Origin of the sequence: Photobacterium arenosum (assembly GCF_014841115.1) — a bacterium.
GTDB lineage: Bacteria > Pseudomonadota > Gammaproteobacteria > Enterobacterales > Vibrionaceae > Photobacterium > Photobacterium arenosum.
The window spans coordinates 55,551-76,167 of record NZ_JACYTP010000007.1 but is presented as its reverse complement, the minus strand read 5'-3'; the positions used below and the strand labels follow the sequence as shown (position 1 = coordinate 76,167).

Genomic DNA, 20,617 nt, shown 5'->3' with positions numbered 1-20,617 from the left:
TTGCTGATCCGGGAGACAGTAAACAATGAAAGGAAATGAGAGGAGAAAGAAAAGAGAGGGAGAAAAAACACAGGCAACAGATCAGCGCAAACTGTTCCCTGTGTCATAGCGGTTAGCGTCAGCTTACCGGCGGCCCTAGTCAGACGGGCAGAGCATCACACGAGCTAACCGGGCCAGATTATAGGCATCAACATAGCCTGAATGCTGACGGCCTTCCCACTCCAGTCCGCTCATGCTCATGGCGGCCCGTAACCCGATGCGCTTGTTTTTAACGTGTGGCTGCAGTTTAAACAGGGTTGCCAGGTTCAGGTATTCCCTGAAAGGCACGTTCAGATCTTTTGTTTTGCACTCGGCACGCAGAATGGCATCGTCCCGCCCCCACGCCGCATAAATTTTATGGCGGCCACCGAATTTTTGCTCTATCGCAGTCAGAATACTGGCCAGGGGCTTACCATTTTGCGCGACAACTTCTGGCTTTATACCCGTAAGCTCAGTACAAAACGGTGATATTTCGTCGTTTTCCGGCTTAACATAGTATTGCGCCCGACGTGAAATCGTGCCCTTTTCGAGATTCAGTTCAGCCACGCCAATCTCAATGATTTCGCCGGTGCGAGCGATACCTTCTTCATTCCAGCAACACATTTCAAGATCAAAACAAACGATGCGGTTAAAATTCATGATTTTCCATTATCCGTCATACCAAACTTCATAATCATCAGCTCTGATAGTAAACACTTACCAACACGGATGATTATTGAGTTTTAAACGATTAGCTTTGAACAAAGCGGCGAAGGATAGCATGTATGGCGGCTGGCTTCAGCCCCTTGCCAACAGCAGCCGATCAGAATTACTCTTGTGACAGCTTTTATGAAAGGATCGCGCCATGAAAAACGTCTATCGCCCGCTGTTTGACGATAACAACCCGCCCGGCGAGGTGTTTTTCGGCCATCAGGCATTTCTCCCCCATACAACCACTCCCAAGCACAGCCATCCCTGGGGGCAGTTACAGTTAATCAGTGGCGGTATTCTGGAGCTGAACGCTGAAGGGAAACGTTTTTTATCACCGTCGCAGTACGCGATATGGATACCGCCCGGTATAGAGCACGAAAGTTACATGCGCCGTAGCATGAATTACTGTTCAATGAACCTGATTCAACCGCTGGCTACATCGCTGCCGGGCTTCCCTTGTCTGCTGGAAGTCAACCCTATCATAGAAGCGATAGTCAATGATCTACGTGACCGCCAGCTACAGGTCGCGGAAACCGCTGAAGATAAGCGTCTGATCGACGTATTGCTGGATCAGCTCAGACATACCCGTATCCATGACCAGTTTCTGCCCAGCAGTGAAGACAAACTCCTGCAGCCTATACTGCGTACACTGGAAAAAAATCCAACCGATGGCACAACCTTGGCGGCGTGGGCAGAAAAGCTGCATACCTCTGAGCGTACTCTGGCCCGGCATTGCCAGGATACGCTCGGTATGAGTTTCATTGAATGGCGGCAAAGGAGAAAATTTATCTACTCTTTGCATTTACTGAGGAAAGGTTTGTCTGTAAAAGAAATTGCACTGACCTTAGGTTATCACCAGGCTTCGCCTTTCATTAACCTGTTCAAACGGCATGCGCAATGCACACCAGAGCAGTACAGACAAAAGCAAATCCGGGTCAGGTAGCACAAACAGCACATCCGCCGGATTTAGCTGCCCACCGCTTTATCCGGTAAACCCACCAGCAAACGCCCGGCCGCATGCCTGCTGAGCGGGTGCCCTAACAGGAAGCCCTGACCGAACTGACAGCCCAGTGATTGTACTGTCGAGAGCTGAACGTCATCTTCAATTCCGACCACGGCCACCCGAACGCCCAAACTCCCGCTCATGCCCACAACAGATTGAATGAGCGCCTTGTTAGCGTCAGAGCCTGGCAGGGTACCTACACAGGCACGGGCAATTTTTACTTTATCGAAAGGGAAATCGCGCAATATAGTCAGGCAGGCATTCCCGTTACCGAAATCATCCAGTACCAGGCTGACACCTATATGCTTCAGATCATGCATCATGGCCCGCACTTTCGGTGGGTCCTGCTGTACGGTTTTTGCGGTCAGTTCTATTTCAAGGCGTTCTGGCTCCAGCCCGGATTCCTGCAGCGCTTCCAGAACAGTCTGGCTGAAAGTGTCCGGTTTCAGCTGCTGAGCAGAAATATTGACTGATACACTCATTTCTTCCGGCCAGTCCCTCGCGGCCATACAGGCTTGCTTCAGCACCCAGTCACCCAGCGCCTGAATCAACCCGGCATCCTCGGCAACAGGCATGAATTCCTGCGAAGACACCATACCTTCGCGCTGGTGGCGCCAGCGCAGTAAAGCTTCGAATCCTTGCAGCTGGCTGTTTTTCAGATCAAACACCGGCTGATAATAAGGTTCGAGCAAGTCTTGCGCCATGGCTTTGCGTAAGTCTCTTTCCAGCAATTGCCTTTGTTTTAACTGCTCGTCCATTCGGGTATCAAAGAAGCAAAACGTCGAGCCGCCATCCATCTTGGCGCGGTACATGGCTGTATCTGCGGCCCGCAGCAAATCGACAGGTTCAATATCATGATTGGACATGGCGATACCTATACTCACTCCCGCCAATATCTGCTGGCCGCGAATATGGTAGGGTTCAGACATCGCTTTAATAATACGGGACGCCAGGGCCGAGGCTTCATCCGGCTCTTGTCCGCCAACATGGATCAGTGCAAATTCATCCCCGCCCAGTCTGGCAATGGTGTCATGCATGCGCAGCAAATGCTTCAGACGCCCGGCCGTTGCCACCAGCAACTCATCACCCACAATGTGGCCATAAGCATCATTGATCTGCTTGAACTTATTCAAATCCATCATTAACACAGCGACACAGGCATCGTTATCGCCGGCATGCTGAAGGGCTGTCTCAAGCTGCTGTGAAAAATAAAGCCGGTTCGGCAGTGCGGTCAAAGAATCATGCATTGCCAGTTTGTACATGGCGGCTTTGTCGCGTTCACCGGCTTTCAGCATGAGATTCATCTGACTAAGCCGTCGCCAGCTCAGTGCTACGAGAGCGAAAGGCAAAACGAACATCAGCGAGATGAAAGCGCCCAGTCCGAATTGATGATATTGCCCGACCCAAAGCGTAAAGCGTTCGAACAACTGAAACTGACTGGCTAACAGCAGCCAGATGGCTGCAAAGACAGCGAGTTTGATCAAGGTTCGCTTCAGGAACATTGAATGAAATAGCGATTGCAAGCTAGCCTCACGACCAGCCCTACCCTGCGCAGAATGGCTCATAAATGGATTACCTCGTCCCAAATTATCACCGTCACGTCCATCGCCAACTCGGGAAAATATGTGATTGTTTAGTGCTGTTTTGTTGTAATGCGGCCTTTTGATGTTCTGGCTCTGCTACAAACTTATTAGTTAACACGATCACATTTACGTGAAAATGACACTTACATTTTAGGCAAATTTCCCTTTCATGTGGCACTTCTTTGTTGGGTATTTCGTGATATCGCTGCAACTCCTTGCGTCGATTACAGAAAAAAATCCGGCGAGTATCATACTTCGCCGGAACATCAAAGCATTTCACAGATATGAAAAGGTAGTGTTGAACCCGGTTTACGCCAGTAACGGCGCTTGCTGCCCAGCCCCTTTGCGGCGCGAACGCCAGCCCAGCAGCCCTAAGCCTGTCATCAGCAACAGTAAACTGGCGGGTTCTGGAATCGGATTTCCTGGTCCGCCGGAAGTCATGTAATCAATACCGGCCAGATAAAAATCTGACAGCAATACGCCCGACAGAATAATATGTCTGACATTGTCTTCGCCATCCAGATCCCAGTAATTGCCCTGGAAATTCAGCTCGTTTGGCGTCAGAGCCGTCAATAAATCATCAATCCCCAGTAAATTGGTATTGATGTTCAGTTCAAATTCCGGGAAACCATCGTCAATCAGATAAGCTGTCGCCGATTCCAGCAGATTCAGGTTGTTCAGATATAAACCTTCTACTGTCGAAGGCTGATCAAAGCTCAGCACCAGAAACTCATGACCATCCACTTTGAAGTTATCATCGCCAAGCAACAACGTGTTGTCGATCAGGCCACCGTCAGAAATACTATTGACGCCGATACCTTGCCCGCTGTGTGACAAATTAATCAGTGACTGATCGCCAGTGATAATGCCATCCTGAAACAACCCGGGGACATAATAACGGTACGAAGAAAACGTTATTCCGCCAACAGTACTGGTTTGATTTCCATTCAGGCTTGAATAAGCACCGTCCGTGAAGTCGATTTGTGCCGCCGACACACTCATCGAACCACCCAGCAGTGCAAGGGCTGCTACCCCTGTCTTTATAAGCGATTTCATCATCTTGCTCCCTACTTGTGTTATGCCGTGTTGATTTATGTTCGTGTTTTTGTGTTCGCACAAGCTATTGCAGCTTACATGCCAAAACATAAGCCAATGAAAAGCAGCAGGTTTTTTCAGCATCAATATTGCAATGTAAAAAACACTGACACGATAAGAGGAGATCTGGACACAGGGTGTAAATTTCTCTGACGGGAAATCAGACAGCCAGGTTTGCTTATCTGCCTGACTGTCTGAAGAAACAGCAACGTGAAGGGCGGTTTAAGAGACAAAGATCCAGCGGCAAACACCAGGCAGGCGATAAAACACCGCCGCCGCGGTTATCACTGGCTGTGTTGTTTAGTCAGCACATACATATCAGCCAAGCTGCCGGTAATACGCTGGCCCTGACGATCCAATCGAAACAACTGGTTCTCTCCGACAAAAAACTGAATGCCTTCACCGCTGTCATTGGTTAACGTGATGGTATTCCCTGCGTCATTCCAGCTAAATTTTCCCCGATCGGAAAACTGCTCACCATCTTTGCCCAGATAGGTTTCAGTCAGTTCAAATGTCCCCTGCGGATCCAGAACAAGGACAGTTTCAATACCTTCACAGTCTGCACAGGGAATCGTACCGACATAAGTGCCATTCCAGTCCAGCGAATTACGCGCATTGTGTTCTGTGTCTACATAGGCTGTCGTCTGCTGATCGGCCACCTGCGTCTGAGCAGGTGCAGCATTTGATGACATGTCGCTTTCGGAAGCGGGTTTATCACAGCCTGCCAGCGCACCCGCCAGAGCCAAACTAATCGCAATAGACAAGAGTCGCTTTGTATTCATACCTTCTCCTGATACTGAGCCATCTCAATACGGCCCGACTTCGCCAAATATTCAGCAACAAAACCTTTCAGGGCCGCTGATGAGGTGTTGGACTGATAAATATCCGAAAAGTGCCCGACTTTCCGTTTGCTGTATGGGTGAATCCCGACATACCGGGTGAAACGGTGAAAACAGCAAATAACCGCATCTCCCACAAACTCCCGGTTATCTGCACCATCCGGTCGACAAAATTGTATTGCGCCGATCTTAAAATCGTTTCCTAGCAACAGAAAAACCTTTCACAGCCATTAACATATGCACGCCCACGTATAAAAATGGTGTTTTATACATAGGTGGATTTATTCACCAGACTCATTAACCAGATTCATTAACCACCAGCGTCTTCATCCCACAGGAAAAAGGATTTTTATGTTTATATCAAGACCGCGGCTCGTGAAAGGTTTCGCCTATTCTCTGTTTAGTTCGGCCTTCATCGCGTCCGTCATGGTTTCACCCAGTCTTCATGCAAAACAGCTTGCTGCGGAAGCAATGCCAGCCTCCACACAAAGCAACCACAGTGCAGACAGCAGGCTAAACAGCAAGAAAACCAAGCAGCTGTCAATCAATTGCCACCGCAGACCCCATGCATTGAAAAGTGCTCTCGAAAACAGAATCTGGCTTTCCGGTCCGATCAAAATAACTATCACTGGCCACTGCCAGGGCCCGCTGCTCATCGACCAGAGCGGGATTGAGATCACCAGCGACGGCGCCCACGGCGGTGCTATCGTGCTGGATCAGCAGGTGCAGCCCAGTGCTGCCATTATCATTCAGTCTGCTGCCGTCACGCTGCGAGATGTCCACATTTCAGTGCCCGTCGATGTACCTGCCGTGCTGGCTAAGGCCAACAGCAGTGTGACACTGGATAATGTCACCACGGATGCCACCAGTACGACAGACACCCCGCTGGAACAATTTACCGTCAGTGAAAGCAGCAGCCTGACCGTGACCAATATGACAGGCAATGCGATCCGGGTCGCGGGCAATTCATTTGCCGATTTTAAGGACAGTAACCAGTTACATACCCTCAATGTCAGCGACACGTCCTCCGCCCAGTCCAGCGCGGCCAACCAGTTTAATTCGGTACAAGTGTCAGGCAACGGCTATTTTCTGGGCGACAATGGCACCCAGATAAACGTGCTGATGATCTGGAGTAAAGCGGCGGTAGATATCAACAGACAAAGCTCAGTGGCACATTTGATGATGGGAGGACAAACCCTGTTTGGCGCCTATCGCAATTCCTCAATCACCGGCCCGTATGATCTTTGGGGCAATGTGGTCTTTGAATTAGAGCATTCAACAGCGGACAATTGGAAAGCGGTTGATAAACCCCATTCGATCATTTCAGGCAACAATGCCACAGTGAATGGCGTGCTTTACCCTGGCTGGTCGTGGACCGGACAAGATGGCATCTGAGTAGCGCCACTGTTTATGTACGTTTAACTCACAATGCAGCGAAGCTATGGCTGCATTGTGAGTTTTTGTTGCCCGCTGTGCCTCTGATGTTATTCATTACCACAAGCTGCTATGCCAGCTCACCCCAGCCGTTTCTTTTTCAACAGCACAGTATTGTCCTGCGCCAGCTCTTTCTCCAGCTGGCGGGTAACAAATTCCGGGCTGTTGGTGTGGCGGGCCAGCAGATGGTACACCACAGGGATCACCAGTAAGGTAAAGCAGGTCGCAACACTGATGCCGCACAACACCACTATCCCGATCACCAGCCTTGTTTCTGCCCCGGCGCCGGTCGCCAGGATCAAAGGAACCGCACCGGCAGCCGTGGTGATGGCTGTCATCAAAATCGGACGCAGGCGGGCACAGGCCGCATCAATGACTGCGTCTTGATAGGCTTTGCCCTGATCGCGCAACTGATTGGCAAACTCGACAATCAATATCCCGTTTTTCGCCGCCAGTCCCACCAGCATAATGATGCCTATCTGCGAATAAATGTTGAGGGTCTGACCGGTAAAGTACAGTCCCAGCAAGGCACCGAAGGTTGCCAGCGGCACGGTCAGCATGATCACCAGCGGGTGAATATAGCTTTCGAACTGGGCCGCCAGCACCAGAAACACCACCGCCAGCGCGAGGGCGAACACAAAGAGAATTGAATGGCTGGCGGTCTGAAAATCCTGCGACGGGCCTTTATAGTTCACCACCGCATCAGCAGGTAAATATTGCCTGACCAGTCCGTTCAGATAGGTTAATGCTTCTCCTAAGGTGTAATTATCGGCAAGATTAGCCTCTATGGTGACCGCGCGGATCCGGTTGAACCGGTTCAGGGTCGGCGCATCGGCATATTCAGACACAGTTACCAGGTTCGATAAGGGGATCAGTTCACCATTATGCCGTGAACGCACGTACAGATTGCTAAGATCCTGCGGGGTATTCTGTCGCGCCGGCTGGCCTTCGATCAGCACATCGTATTCTTCCCCGCGCCATTCGTAGCGGGTCACGACCCGGGAGCCCAGCATGGATTCCAGCGTCTGCCCGATTTCCGTCACTGAAACGCCTAAGTCCCCTGCCCGCTCGATGTTAATATCCACCCCAAGCAAAGGCTTGGTTTCTTTGTAGTCATGATCCAGGCCTTCCAGTCCGGGGTTATTCGCAGCCTGCTCCATGATAATGTCACGCCACTGGGCAAGCTGCTCATAGGTGCCGCCACCAATCACGAACTGCACCGGTTTGTTAACTCCGCGCCCGAACGGCTGGCGCATCACAGCGAATGCCGACACCCCGGCAAGATCACTCAGGCGCTGCTGAATATCTCGAATGATCACAAACGCATTGCGCCGCTCATCCCAGTCTTCCAGCACCACAATGGCAAAACCGTTGGAGAAATCTTCCAGCTGGCCCCAGCCCCGCGGCGCCCTAACCAGCAAGCGCATGATTTCCCCGCTCTCAACCATTGGCATCAGCCTGTGCTCAATCTCATTCATGTAGGGCTGCATGTATTCAAAACTGGCGCCCTGAGGGCCATTGATCAGAATGAACATAGCGCCTCTGTCTTCCCGGGGCGCAAATTCCGTCGGGATACGGGTCGCCAGCCAGACGCTGCCGCACAGCATCACCACCAGAATGCCAATGATCAGATAAGGCCGGCGCAGCCAGTTCATCAGCGATGCGCGGTAAAAATCCGTCACCGCCCCCAGCACAGCACTGACTTTACGCACCAGCCAGGGTTCACTCTCGACCTGCTGCATAATTTTTGACCCCATCATAGGCGTCAGCGTCAGTGCGACCAGTGAAGACAGGATCACCGCGGTACTCATGGCGACCGAGAATTCCCGGAATAATTTGCCCAGATCGCCCTCAAGAAAACCAATCGGCAGGAACACGGAAATCAGCACCACTGTGGTGGCAACAATGGCAAAACCGACCTGCCTCGCCCCCAGAAAAGCGGCTTTCAGCGGCGATTCGCCCAGTTCGATACGGCGGTGAATATTCTCCAGCATCACAATGGCATCATCGACGACTATCCCGATGGCCAGGATCAGCGCCAGTAGGGTGAGCAGGTTGATGGTATAGCCCAGGGCGTAGAGAATAATGAAGGTCCCGATTAAAGACACAGGCACAGTCAGTGCCGGGATCAGCATGGCGCGGACACTGCCGAGGAACAGGTAAATCGTGATGATGACCAGGATCAGGGCAATAAAGAGGGTTTTATACACCTCATCGATTGATGCCTGAATAAACACCGAGGAGTCATAGGATTCTTTGATTTCCATACCGTCAGGCAGGGTCGGATTGAGCTGGGCGACCAGCGCGTTCACCGCCTGAGCCACTTCCAGCGTATTGGCGGTCGATTGCCGGTTAATCCCCAGTCCTATCATGTCCTGCGTATTGCCGCGAAACATGATTTTTTCTTCTTCCGCCGCCAGTTCCACACTTGCCACATCCGCCAGGCGGATCAGATAGCCGTCTTCACCTATACCTATCACCAGGCGGGAGAAATCCGCGGGAGCAAGAAAACTGCGCTGAGTGCGGATAGAAAACTGGCGGTTTTCCGATTCGATAGATCCGGCCGGCAGCTCAACATTGTCGGCCCTGAGTGCGTTTTCCACATCGGACACCGTCAGCCTTCGGGCAGCCAGTTTTTGCCTGTCTATCCATATCCGCATCGCATATTCTTTACCGCCTCCGATACGCACCGCCGCCACACCGTCCAGCACAGAGAAGCGATCGACCAGATAGCGGTTGGCGTAATCCGTCAGCTCAAGGGTATCCATCCGGTCTGAGACCAGATTGAGCCACATGATCACTTCGGAGTTGCCCTCCGCCTTCTGCACTTCAGGCGGGTCCGCTTCGTCCGGCAAATTATTGAGGATACCGGAAATACGGTCACGCACATCGTTCGCGGCGGCGTCGATATCGCGCCCGATGCCAAATTCCAGCGTCACATCCGACCGGCCGTCACTGCTGGTGGAACTGATATTGCGGATCCCCTCAATGCCAGACACTCGATCCTCGACAATCTGGGTGATCCGGCTTTCCACAATGGCTGCCGATGCCCCCCGGTAGTTGGTTGAAATAGTAACAATCGGCGGATCGATATCCGGATACTCGCGCAGCGGCAGCCTTTCATAGGCCACCAGCCCGAAAGTAATCAAGAGCAAACTGATCACTGAGCCAAAGACTGGCCGCCGGACCGCCAGATCAGTCAGAAACATGGGCGGCCTCCCGGAAGGTGAAATGCTCCACAGGCTGAGTGGTCACTGTCTGTCCCGGCCGGACTTTATCCATCCCCCGGGTGATCACCTGCTCGCCTTGCTGCACACCGCTGAGAATTTCCACTTCACCGCGACTGCGAAAACCCAGCTCAACCAGCCGCTGTTCAACCACGTTCTCGCCGTTGACGACCATCAGAAAATGTTCCGCCTGACGCGGGATCACCGCTTCTTCAGGAACCACCAGCCCGGCACGGGATTCTAATGTCAGCGCCAGTGTCATCAGCATACCGGGCCGTAACAGCAATTGTGGATTGTCGACTCTGGCCCGCACCTCAACGGCCCGCGTCTGAGGGTCGACCCGGCTGTTGACCGTGGAAACCCTGCCGGAAAAAACCTGATCGGGAAAAGCGGCGACGCTTCCTTCCACCTGAGCACCAGGCTCAATCTGGCCGAGAAACCGTTCAGGCACAGAAAAATCGAGTTTAACCGTATCCAGGGCATCCAGGGTGGTGACCACCATACCAGGCGTCACCAACGCACCCTGGCTGATCTGGCGAAACCCCAGCACACCGGAAAAAGGTGCCAGCAAGGTTCTGGCTTCCAGCTCAGCCTGATTCTGAGCCAGGATGGCTCTGGCCACTTCAATCCCCGTCCGCAGTTTATCCAGCTCAGAACGCGCCACAGTGTTGCGGCGAACCAGACCTTCAATGCGTTTGTATTCCCGCCTTTGTTCGTCCAGATTGGCCTGTGCCGCCCTGACTTTGGCTTGTTGTTCACCCGAGGTCAGCGTGAGCAGTAACTCCCCCGCCCTCACCTGCTGACCGTCTTCAAAATGGATACGATCGACTTTTTCCGTCACTTTTGCGGTGATCTGTACTGACTCGCGCGATTTCACCGTACCAAGGGCTTCGACAAGACGGGCAACGTTCTGCCGCACTACCGGCTGAACCACCACATTGGGCACAGGGCGTGACTGCTTCACCAGTGTCTGAGCACGTCGCTGGTATTCGGTATAACCAATACCAAGAACCAGAGCCAGCAGTAAGACAGTGCCGACTATCAGGGTGACTTTCATCCATGTGCTCCTGTGAACAAAGGCAAAACAGCAATGATATGTCGATTCCAGTTAAGTATAGCCAGCAGCGATTTTTTGACGTGTTGTCAATGGCGATGAAAGGTGGCGGAAGTGGGACGCAGAGAAGTCACAGACCCGGTTTACAGTGTAAAACCGGTCTGTGACGGTTATAACGCTTTTTATTTCACCAATGAAATGTCATTGATGGTATTGGCAATCACGCTAAAAACCGTGCGTATATTGCGTTCATTCGCGGTATAGAAGCCATCGGGACTGGCACACTGGCGCACAATCTGGGCATTGTTGCCATAGCCGATACTGAACACCTGGATACCCTGCTTTTTCATTTCACGGCATATCGCCACCTGTTTTCTGTCGCGTATCGCAGGGTTGACCCTGTGCTCGCCATCAGACAGCAGCACCATGACTTTGACATTATTCGGCATTTCATAGCTACGCGGCAGATCGGCCATGGCTTCCCGCCACAGTCCCTGCCACTGGGGCGAGAGTAGTCGCCATGCCCAGAGCACCCCTTCTGCGGTGTTGGTATTATTGCCCGGATAAAGCTGCTCTATGCCTTGCTGGTACTCATGCTGCGTTTTTGCCATCGCCATAATTGGACTGACACCGCAGTCCAGCGAGTCAAACAGGCCCAGCGAAGCCAGGGCATTTTCACGATAAGCATGTTCCGGGTTATCTGACGGATAAAAAGCTTTCAGCGCTGTGCCATCGGCATAGCGGCTGCCGGCTGGACGCTGCGTGGTATGAAACAGCTCAATCTGCTGACCGCGGAACGGAGCAAGTTCCAGTTGCCGAACCCAGCGCGACGAGACTTCACGCGATTGCGTTAACCCACTGCTGTCTTCCGCCAATCTGGCGCAAAACGCCTGCCTGTCCCGTCCCGGTACGGAAGGGTGCAAAAAGCTGTGCCAGTTCTTCTCTTTAAACAGGGTTTGCAGGTTGAAGGGCGGCTGCAAACTGGACGGCTCGAAAAACTGAGGATACGGCCCAATGTTCACCAAGCCGCTGGCCGGGATCAGGCTGATCACTCGGTTATCATTGCGCCTTTCTTTGGCAAAAAGCACATCAGCAAAATCCACCAGCCCTTTCTTGACCTGATTGAGCGGCTCTCCTTTCATCGAATCCGACACATCCACCACTACGGCAATTTCTACCGTGCTCTGCACAATCCGCGACGCAGCTTTAACCCCGATAGGAATGTCCTGACTGCTGCCTGTCAGCCGGAGGCTGGCCCCGTTCTCACCTGACTGAATCTGTGCGCTGGCATCGATGCGGTTTGATGTGAGCAGGGCTGCCACATCCCGGGATGGCTCATCACTGTCCGAGGCCGACAGCAAGGCAATATCCGCCACACCGCTCAATCTGTCATGGTCATGATAAGCACGAATGATGGTGCTGACGGTGACGAGAAATCCCACGGCGCCGATCAACATCAGGATAAAACCGGCAGAGAAGGCACCTTTCTGACGATATACATAGACTGTCATTGTATCTCCTGTACATAACCGGCACGCAAGTTTGTCCCGGTGAGCCATTCGTTCAGCCAGCTGCCGGAGGCCACTTCGCCGGTTTTCAGGCACAAGGAGACCCGAACGAATATGCCCCGGGTCAGGGTTGGCCAGTCGTTGGCTTCAGTACACAACCCTTCTTTGACCACACTGACCTCCTCACCTGTCGCCAGGTTTCGCCAGTCGATAGCCAAACCGTACTGGCTGCCGGATAGCTGTTTGCCTGTCAGTGCTGTTACCTGTTGTTCTGCATACCGGCCATAGAAGGTAAAGGGATTGTCCGCGTTAGTGTTGGGGGTAAATGCTGTCATGCTGACCATCTGCGTCAGGTTATATGCGAGATTATCCAGCCGCTGCTGCAAACGCAGCACACTGAGTAAGTCAGAGCAGGACAGGATGAACAGCACCAGAAAGCCGAAGACAAACACGGCTTCAACACTGGCCGCACCGCGCTGTTTGGCCGGGAAACCCGAACCGGTTAAAGAAAAGTCACGTCGGCTCATTCTGGCATCCTGTCTGAAAGCATGATCAAGGTCGTTCGGTATTCCAGGGTCCGCGCTTTGGCAAAAAACAGGGGATACACAGTCATGGCCGGCTTTAGTACAGCTGTCACCCGCAATACAGGATCAGACGGCGCCAGAGGGATCGCCTCGTCTGGTGCCAGCCCGCCGTCTGCCTGCAGCATCTCGGCCAGCGAACCAAAACGGGTAACGGACAGACTGAAATCCGGTTTACCTATCAGGCTGGCCTGAATATCTTGTTTCAGCACTGTCGCGCTGGGCAGCCCTCCCCGAACGCTGTCGACCATGTGTTCGCGCAATACTCGTCGCATGGCATGCTCCAGGGTGCTGTATTGCCAGTGCACTCGCACCACGTCTGCAAACAGCAGCAGCAACCCGATAAAGACAGGCAGTAAAAAGGCCATTTCCACGCTGACCACGCCCCGCTGGCGACAGGAAGTCTGAACCGGTTGATGCATCAGGACTGACCTTGAAGCGGAAGTAGCTGTATCTGCTCAAAACGGGCTGACAGCCTGCGTATATCGTGATCAACCTGAGTCGGCGACATGAAGCGGGACAGGATCAGCCTGGCCTGTTGCTCCTGCCCTTCCGCCAGCAATAACAGGGCATAGTTCATCTCCACCCGAGGGGGCAACTGCTGATAGTGCAGCAACGGGGCGAAGACCTCCCTTGCCGTGCGCACCTCGCCATCCATTAACCAGCCCAGCGCCAGGTTGGCGCGATAGTATGCATCGTCGGGAGCCAGCGTCACAGCCCGCGAGAAAGCGGCTCGTCCTTGCACGTAACTGTTCTGATTTAACAGCACAACGCCCAGGCCGTTGCGCAATTTGGCTTCCTGAGTCGCAGTCAAGCCTTGTAATGCCAGCCCCTGGTGGTACGCAGCCTGTGCCCGTTCTACCCTGCCATCATCCAGGCTGAATTTTCCGAGATAATAGGCAGCCTCCGGGGCGAGTTCTCCTTGCATCTCCAGCAGTTGCTGCAGCGTATCTCTGGCCGCCTGTTTCTTGTCCTGCTGGTACTGACTGCGTGCCAGCATCAGCAGGGCTTGCTGAAAGAAAGGAGTAGCCCGCGGGTTTTGCTGCCCCCTCTCACCGGAGGGCGCAGACGTATCCAGCATCTTCCGGTAAAGGGTTTCCGCTTTGACATACTGATGCGAGTCGAAAGCGGTTTGTGCCACAACCATGGCATTGGTCTGAGCCTTGGCGCTGACGGTATCGGCGTGACGACTGCAGGCACTCAGAGCCAGAGCGGCAAGTGCAATCCAGACATAGCGGCTGTTGCGCAGTAACAACTGAGCAGAAGTAGTCGTATTCATCAAAGTGTTCCTGTTATTCACTCAGGCTTTCAATCAGCAGATTCAGGGTAGGGGCTATGATTAACACCAGCAGTGGCAGCATGATAAAGCCCATTTGGATTAAGGTGATACGTCCCGGCAACTTGCCCGCCTGCTCTTCCAGCGCTATCTTGCGCATCTGACGGGCTTCTTTGCTGATGGTGCGCATGGTATCGGCCAGCGGCGACCCGTAACGCTGGGCCATTGCCAGCGTTGAAGCCAGCCGTTCCAGCTCAGGCAGGCCGGTTCGCCAGGCCAGTTTTTTCATGCATTGCGCGGGATCGCCCATGACCTGTACTTCGGCATGAGTGCGCAGGAATTGCTCGGCAAGACGGGGTTCGCTCGCTTGCAGATAACGTCCGACACGCTCCAGCGCGCGATCCAGTGACAGCCCGGCTTCCACTGTGATCACCAGCATATCAATGGCATCCGGTACAGCACGGCGTTGCTGCTCCCTGACACGTAAAGAGCGGCGACGCAGCCAGTACTCAGGCAGGTTAGCCCCCAGCACATAGGCAAACAGCAATGCCATCAGCAACATAGCCGTCAACTCGCCCTGCCAGCGCCACACCAGAGCCACCACGACCGCCGCCATACCGCTCAGACATTTGGCCCCACATACTCTCGCGACACCATCGTCACTATCAATACCGGCCTGAGCCAGCATTTTGAGCAGACGTTGTTTCTCTGCCGCCGACGCCGGATAGCGGCGGCCAATCCGTGCCAGCCAGTGCTGACGTTCAGCGCTTTTTTCCGAGACGTTTTCCATGCAATAGCGTACCCGCTGCACAGCCCAACGGGCATGCTGACGCTGTTGATACCAGAGCAATGCACATGACACGACAACCAGCCAAAGCAGCGCTATTGCCAGTATCAGGGAAGAAGAAATCAAAGGAATGGGCATAATAATTAAGCCTTTATCTGGGTCAGGCGGCGGATGAGCATCAGCCCGAACAGAATACTGCCGATCACATAGCCGACCACCATCTGGCCCTGCACAGTCATCATCAGATAATCGAAATGTTCCCGTCCGGCACTGAACAGCACCAGTACGATAAGAACCGGTAGCGCCGCCAGCACTTTGGCTGAGCTGCGCGATTCCGACGTAATACTGGCCACACTGGCTTGCAGTTCTTTACGTCCGCGCAGGGTATCGCCAAGCTGATTCAGCACCTCAGACAACCGGCCACCGGTTTCCTGCTGCAAGCTCAGCACTACGGTAAGGAAGCGAAACTCTGCCACCGGCATTCTGGCTGACGCTTTGGCCAGCACGTCGGTAAGCGGCTGGCCGACACGCAGCTCGTCATGCATCTGCCCGAACAGGCGGGATACCACAGCACGTTGATCCTCCGCTTCCCCGTACTGCTCGGCGATCACCGCAAAGGTATCAGCCATTGGTGCGCCCACACGCACCGCCCGGATCATACCGTCGATCACTTCCGGCAGCTGATCACGAAAAGCATCCAATGCCTGTTGCTGCAACTGATGATAAACAACCCAGACGCCAAGCGCGGTCACAGACAGCGAAAGACTCAATGCGACAAACCAGGTCATGCCGTTGACCGTCAGCAGCAGCGTGATCGCCACCACAGCCGCGGGGACGGCACGTTGCCAGAATTGCACACGTTTCCCCCCCAGCACGGTCGCCATGGTCAGATACCATTCAGGCAAAGTGCGCGTTTCCTGCTGAGCGGGTGCACGAAACTGGCTGTAGCGCTGCGCCTGTTGCTGCCAGCATTCCCGCTGGCGATAAGCCTGCCACCACAAGCCGAGGATCATCAGCCACACCGACACCACCAGCAGGCTTAGCAGCACTGTAATACTCAGCATACTGCCTCTCCTTGCGGGACAAGCGGCAGACTGCAGACGCTCATGGCCTGATCCAACCCGGACTGCGCGGCTTTTTCCAGCAGCGCCTCCGACATCCCGCAGGCATCAAACTCACCCTGGATACAAGAGTGATCAACATGCTGATAGCGAAAACGGAAGATCGGCTTCATCTGAATCGCGCCCTTGCTGATCCCGGCCACTTCGCTGATGGCCGTGATCCGACGCTTGCCGTCCCGCATCCGTTCAAGTTGCACCACCAGATCGACCGCACTGACAATCTGGGACTGAATAATCGATTCTGACAGCTTTTCTGCGCCCATCTGCAGCATGTTCGACAGGCGGATCATGGCATCTTGCGGGTTATTGGCATGCAGGGTACAGAGGGAGCCATCATGGCCGGTATTCATGGCCTGCAGCATATCGAACGCTTCCGCCCCGCGTACCTCGCCAAGAATGATGCGGTCCGGCCGCATCCGCAGCGCATTACGTACCAGAGCACGAATGGTCACCTCGCCTTTCCCTTCCGCACTTTCATTGCGGGTTTCCAGCGGTACCCAATGCGGCTGATCCAGCGACAGCTCAGCAGCATCTTCAATGGTCAGGATGCGCTCGTCATCACCAATATGCTGGCTGAGGGCATTGAGCAGCGTGGTTTTCCCCGAACCGGTTCCGCCCGATACCAGAATGTTAAATCGCCCTTTAGCGGCCAGGGCCAGAAACTGAGCCATGGCCGGCGACAGGCTCTGATTCGTGACCAGTGCGTCCAGTGTCAGGCGGCTGGCCGGAAATTTACGGATAGAAATGGTCGTGCCGTGCAGTGCCAGCGGCGGGGCAATAACGTTTACCCGGCTGCCGTCGGCCAGCCGGGCATCCACCATAGGCGTCGACTCATCCACCCGACGCCCCACAGCGTTGACGATCCGCTGCGCCACATTCAGAACATGCTGTTTGTCGTGAAAACGGATCTTAGTTCGCTCCAGCTTGCCATATCGCTCGACATACACATTGTGCGGACCGTTGACCAGGATATCGGAGACACTCGGATCATCGAGCAGCGGCTGGATAGGCCCGATGCCGATCATCTCATCCACCATTTGTCTGGTCAGCAGTGCCAACTCGCCACTGTTATAGGGCAACAGTTTTCTGGCAGCTATCACGTGCAAAGCATCGCTGACCTTGAGCGCCAGCGCCTGAGGCGACAGCTTGGCAGCCACCGACGGTTCAACCTGCTGATAGAAGGCTTCTCTGGCCTGCTCTGACATCGTCAGCAGTTCCTCTTCCTGCATCGCAAGCGCTGGCGGGGTATGTTTACCAAACATTATGCCGCACTCCGTTTCACGGCAATGGAAGCACCGCCACTGATCACTGTCTGAGTCAGCTTTCTCAGCTGTTTAGCCAGCTTACCGCCCACGCAGACCACTGGCTGACCTGATTGCTCCGATTTCACCACAGCAGCGGCATCAAACGGCAGTGTCATCAGGGTTTGTAATCCTGACGCCTGCGCCATTTCGGCCTCAGGTACCCGGCTGGTTTTCGTCCGGCACTGGTTAGCCACCAGCAGACGACGCTGATGCGTGCTGGCCTGCCGGAACTGCCATTTATTCAGCAGCCGCATTGCACTGAGACTGCTGTCATGCAGTATCAGGCACAGATCGGCCTGCGCGGCCAATGCACGCCAGGCCGGATCGCGCAGGTCAGGCACATCGACCACCACAGTGCTGTAATGGCCGGCAACCATAGCCACACTGCTGATAACCTCCTGCGACAATTGGGCAGGAGAGTCCTGAACCCCGTCCTGGTTGTAAAACAGGTGCAAGCGTTCACTGACCTGATGGGCCGCATGGCTCAATAATGTGTCATCCAATCGCTCGGCCTCAGTAAAAATTGAGTGCTGGATATGCTCATAATCAACCCCCAATAAAATGGGGTGCTGGCTGTGATAAGTGTTGAGATCAACCAGCGCAACGTGCTGATGATGTTCATCTGCCAGCAGCCAGGCCAGATTGGCCGCGACGGTACTGGTGCCGACACCGCCTCCTGAGCCCACAACAGCAATCACTCGGCCGCGGCGCAGAGGCGCCGTTGCAGGGCGATCCACCATGGCCAGCAAACTCAGGCGCAGGGCATCCGCATCCAGCGGTGTTGCATGGTAATCGCTCACTCCCAGCTGCATCAGACGGCGGTAGACATTGAGATCCTGACGCTGGCCAAGCACTACCAGTTTCATCGTTGGCGGACAACACTGCGCCAGCCCGGATAGGTCAGACTCCAGCTTGCCACAATCACCGGCATCCACGATAAGCACATCGGGTGCGCCTTGATTCAGGCAGTAATCACAGGCAGCCTGCATATCGCCCTCCCGGACTGTCATTACCACATCCGGGAGCTGCTCACCGATTAAGTTCAGGCTGTGGCGGCTTGCGTCAGTGAGGACAAAGGCCACCAGTTGCTGTTGTTTACGCATGACTTTACTCCCCTGTTGTGCTCTGGCTGCTGGCATGTTTGATCTTGTCGTCATAAAGACGCTGCACGGCCCCTACATCGAGCGCGCTGGATGTCACTTCGTACTCCGCACCTTCGAACCAGTGAGCTGTGGTTGTCATAGCCCGGAACTGATTGCGTTTCAGTAAACAGGTATTCATCGATACCTCGGCCGGCCCCTGCTGATAACGGCAGGTATGCGGCTGCAACGTCACCGTCAGAGCAACCTGGTATCCGGACTGGCTGGCAGGGTGATGCTCCACCAGGGTTGGCATCGCCAGTTGCTGCTGCAATACAACCGATAACTCAAGTGATTGGCGCGGCTCAGCCGGACCGGTGATTGCCACCCTGAGTATGCCGTCTTCCAGCCGCTCAGCCAGCGGGCGCAGAACAGCCTGCAACGAGGGTTGCAATTGCGCGGCATTCACCCGATAAGTGGCGGTTTCCAGATAGTTTTCAGTCGTCTTCTGGCTGTCGTTCCAGTTGTCCAGCCGATCGACACAGCCCGTCAGCGCCAAAGCCGTGAGTGGCAGCAGCAAAGATTTTGCATTCAGTTTCATCATAAATCCCAGAATCAGTAGCTATAGCCGTACTGGCCGAACAGCGTTGCCTGTCCCTGTACAGCAGGGGCTTGCATGTCGCCAAAATCACTGAAGAAAAGCCGTTCAAACCGGCTTGGCGGGCGGTAGAAATCCAGCGGTGTGGCCAGTTCAAGCGGGTTACTGGTCGGCTCGACCAGACGGGCCGTCGCTATAATCACCAGCTCGCTTTCCCCTTCCTGGTAAGTGGTACTGCTGAAAAACGGAGCCAGAAACGGTATTTCTCCCAGCACAGGCAAAGCTTCAACATTCTGATCGCGGTAAGTACGTACCAGACCCGCCAGCGCAAAGCTCTGGCCATCGGCCAGCTCAACCGTGGTGGTGGTGCGGCGGGTTTCGATCCCCGGTACCACGACACCGCCAATGGAGACACTGTTTTCACGGCTCAGAGTGGACACTTCCGGTGAGACTGTCAGACTGATGCGTTTATTGCTCAGCAGGGTTGGTGTCAGTCCCAGTGAGATACCAAAGTTCTTGAACTCGATTTCCGGGCCATCGTCACCGTTACCGACAGGAAACGGAAACTCACCGCCAGACATAAAGGTCGCCGCCTCACCAGATTTGGCCGTCAGATTGGGTTCAGCCAGCACAGTCACCAGGTTGTTCTGCACTAACGCATCAATAATGGCGTCAATTTTGACCGTATCTCTGCCAATCAGACTGTTGTCTGCCGGCGTGGGATACAGATTGCCCGGCGACACACCCAACTGCAGATATTTACCTATTGCACTCCAGCGCATCCCCAGCTGTTCGCTGGTGGAGCGTTCCATTTCGATGATACGGACAGAGATGTTGATCTGATCTGAACCGGCCAGACGCAAGCGATTGACCACATGAGGATACTGGCCTTCGCCCCCGCCGGGTACAGCGTCTTCCGGCCGCTCGTTGGTGGAACGCTCACGCCCCTGCGAAAGCGGTTCCTGGCCGTTGGTCGCAAACAGACCTCTGGCAAAGCCGGCAGACATAGACAAAATATCGTGTGCCTGCTGTGCACTGATCACTTCGCCGGCAACTACTATCGCTTTGGAGGTGTATTGAAAGTCTAATGGCGTATCGGGATAGGCACGCTTTGCCGCTTGTTCCAGCGCGGTAAGATCGGCCTCCACACGCACGTCAAAATGGCCCAGGGTCTGCCCCTGATGACCAGTGATCACCAGATCTGTTTTACCCACGGCTATGCCGTGTACCAGCAGGTGCTGCTCTGACGGGCTGTGCAATTTGGCCACATTCCCGTTGGCGATAAACACATCTTTCACCGGCTGGTCAAAGCGCAACAGGCGGGACTGATCGGGTTTGAGCATTAACGGTTGAGCTGCCTGAGCAACAGTGCTCAGGAGTGCAAATAACATGAATGAGA

The 20,617-nt window shown here is 54.1% G+C and carries 19 protein-coding genes; 2 read left to right on the top strand and 17 right to left on the bottom strand.

From position 1 onward, the window contains the following. Nucleotides 1–135 precede the first annotated feature (135 nt). Entirely contained in the window at nucleotides 136–678 is a 543-nt protein-coding gene (locus IFO68_RS12400; RefSeq protein ID WP_192016163.1) for a 3'-5' exonuclease, read from the bottom strand. A 205-nt stretch (nucleotides 679–883) separates the two neighbouring features. Here IFO68_RS12400 and IFO68_RS12395 point away from each other — a divergent pair, with 205 nt between their 5' ends. After that, nucleotides 884–1,672, top strand: a complete 789-nt coding sequence (locus tag IFO68_RS12395; RefSeq protein WP_192016162.1) for an AraC family transcriptional regulator — start codon at nucleotides 884–886, stop codon at nucleotides 1,670–1,672. Between the two features lie 23 nt (nucleotides 1,673–1,695). On the opposite strand, the gene IFO68_RS12390 is transcribed toward IFO68_RS12395, so the two are convergent. The 4 genes from IFO68_RS12390 to IFO68_RS12375 all read right to left on the bottom strand — a co-directional run bounded on the left by IFO68_RS12390 (nucleotide 1,696) and on the right by IFO68_RS12375 (nucleotide 5,458). Next, on the bottom strand, nucleotides 1,696–3,216 hold the full coding sequence (locus tag IFO68_RS12390; protein ID WP_192016161.1) for a putative bifunctional diguanylate cyclase/phosphodiesterase: 1,521 nt from the start codon (nucleotides 3,214–3,216) through the stop codon (nucleotides 1,696–1,698). Between the two features lie 408 nt (nucleotides 3,217–3,624). Next, nucleotides 3,625–4,374, bottom strand: a complete 750-nt coding sequence (locus tag IFO68_RS12385; RefSeq protein WP_192016160.1) for a PEP-CTERM sorting domain-containing protein — start codon at nucleotides 4,372–4,374, stop codon at nucleotides 3,625–3,627. Nucleotides 4,375–4,694: 320 nt separating this feature from the next. Continuing rightward, nucleotides 4,695–5,192 carry a copper resistance protein NlpE gene (locus IFO68_RS12380; RefSeq protein ID WP_192016159.1) on the bottom strand — a complete coding sequence of 166 codons (498 nt, stop codon included), beginning with the start codon at nucleotides 5,190–5,192 and terminating at the stop codon, nucleotides 4,695–4,697. Then, a complete protein-coding gene (locus tag IFO68_RS12375) occupies nucleotides 5,189–5,458 on the bottom strand; it encodes a hypothetical protein (protein ID WP_192016158.1) in 270 nt (89 codons plus the stop codon). The genes IFO68_RS12380 and IFO68_RS12375 overlap by 4 nt, the downstream gene beginning before the upstream one ends. A 142-nt stretch (nucleotides 5,459–5,600) precedes the next feature. Between IFO68_RS12375 and IFO68_RS12370 the strand changes: the two genes are divergently transcribed. Next, nucleotides 5,601–6,644, top strand: coding sequence for a hypothetical protein (locus tag IFO68_RS12370; protein ID WP_192016157.1), 1,044 nt, complete (start codon nucleotides 5,601–5,603; stop codon nucleotides 6,642–6,644). Between the two features lie 119 nt (nucleotides 6,645–6,763). On the opposite strand, the gene IFO68_RS12365 is transcribed toward IFO68_RS12370, so the two are convergent. The 12 genes from IFO68_RS12365 to IFO68_RS12310 all read right to left on the bottom strand — a co-directional run bounded on the left by IFO68_RS12365 (nucleotide 6,764) and on the right by IFO68_RS12310 (nucleotide 20,609). Next, a complete protein-coding gene (locus IFO68_RS12365) occupies nucleotides 6,764–9,892 on the bottom strand; it encodes an efflux RND transporter permease subunit (RefSeq protein WP_192016156.1) in 3,129 nt (1,042 codons plus the stop codon). After that, nucleotides 9,879–10,967: an efflux RND transporter periplasmic adaptor subunit gene (locus tag IFO68_RS12360; protein ID WP_225445206.1), complete on the bottom strand. Its 1,089-nt coding sequence runs from the start codon at nucleotides 10,965–10,967 to the stop codon at nucleotides 9,879–9,881. Before IFO68_RS12360 ends, IFO68_RS12365 begins: the two co-directional genes overlap by 14 nt. Before the next feature lie 179 nt (nucleotides 10,968–11,146). Next, nucleotides 11,147–12,475, bottom strand: coding sequence for a vWA domain-containing protein (locus IFO68_RS12355; RefSeq protein WP_192016155.1), 1,329 nt, complete (start codon nucleotides 12,473–12,475; stop codon nucleotides 11,147–11,149). Continuing rightward, entirely contained in the window at nucleotides 12,472–12,999 is a 528-nt protein-coding gene (locus IFO68_RS12350; protein ID WP_192016154.1) for a TadE/TadG family type IV pilus assembly protein, read from the bottom strand. The genes IFO68_RS12355 and IFO68_RS12350 overlap by 4 nt, the downstream gene beginning before the upstream one ends. Then, entirely contained in the window at nucleotides 12,996–13,475 is a 480-nt protein-coding gene (locus IFO68_RS12345) for a TadE/TadG family type IV pilus assembly protein (protein WP_192016153.1), read from the bottom strand. Before IFO68_RS12345 ends, IFO68_RS12350 begins: the two co-directional genes overlap by 4 nt. Beyond that, nucleotides 13,475–14,332 (bottom strand): tetratricopeptide repeat protein, encoded by an 858-nt coding sequence (locus IFO68_RS12340; RefSeq protein WP_192016152.1) that lies wholly within the window; start codon nucleotides 14,330–14,332, stop codon nucleotides 13,475–13,477. The genes IFO68_RS12345 and IFO68_RS12340 overlap by 1 nt, the downstream gene beginning before the upstream one ends. 13 nt (nucleotides 14,333–14,345) lie before the next feature. After that, a complete protein-coding gene (locus IFO68_RS12335; RefSeq protein WP_192016151.1) occupies nucleotides 14,346–15,254 on the bottom strand; it encodes a type II secretion system F family protein in 909 nt (302 codons plus the stop codon). A 5-nt stretch (nucleotides 15,255–15,259) separates the two neighbouring features. Then, on the bottom strand, nucleotides 15,260–16,180 hold the full coding sequence (locus IFO68_RS12330) for a type II secretion system F family protein (RefSeq protein WP_192016150.1): 921 nt from the start codon (nucleotides 16,178–16,180) through the stop codon (nucleotides 15,260–15,262). Next, nucleotides 16,174–17,499 (bottom strand): TadA family conjugal transfer-associated ATPase, encoded by a 1,326-nt coding sequence (locus tag IFO68_RS12325; RefSeq protein WP_225445205.1) that lies wholly within the window; start codon nucleotides 17,497–17,499, stop codon nucleotides 16,174–16,176. Before IFO68_RS12325 ends, IFO68_RS12330 begins: the two co-directional genes overlap by 7 nt. Then, the gene (locus tag IFO68_RS12320) at nucleotides 17,499–18,644 is read right to left on the bottom strand and encodes a CpaE/TadZ family protein (protein ID WP_192016149.1); all 1,146 of its coding nucleotides are present in this window, start codon (nucleotides 18,642–18,644) and stop codon (nucleotides 17,499–17,501) included. Before IFO68_RS12320 ends, IFO68_RS12325 begins: the two co-directional genes overlap by 1 nt. Before the next feature lie 4 nt (nucleotides 18,645–18,648). Continuing rightward, a complete protein-coding gene (locus IFO68_RS12315; protein WP_192016148.1) occupies nucleotides 18,649–19,224 on the bottom strand; it encodes a pilus assembly protein FlpD in 576 nt (191 codons plus the stop codon). Between the two features lie 11 nt (nucleotides 19,225–19,235). Further along, on the bottom strand, nucleotides 19,236–20,609 hold the full coding sequence (locus tag IFO68_RS12310; protein ID WP_225445204.1) for a type II and III secretion system protein family protein: 1,374 nt from the start codon (nucleotides 20,607–20,609) through the stop codon (nucleotides 19,236–19,238). Nucleotides 20,610–20,617: the final 8 nt, after the last annotated feature.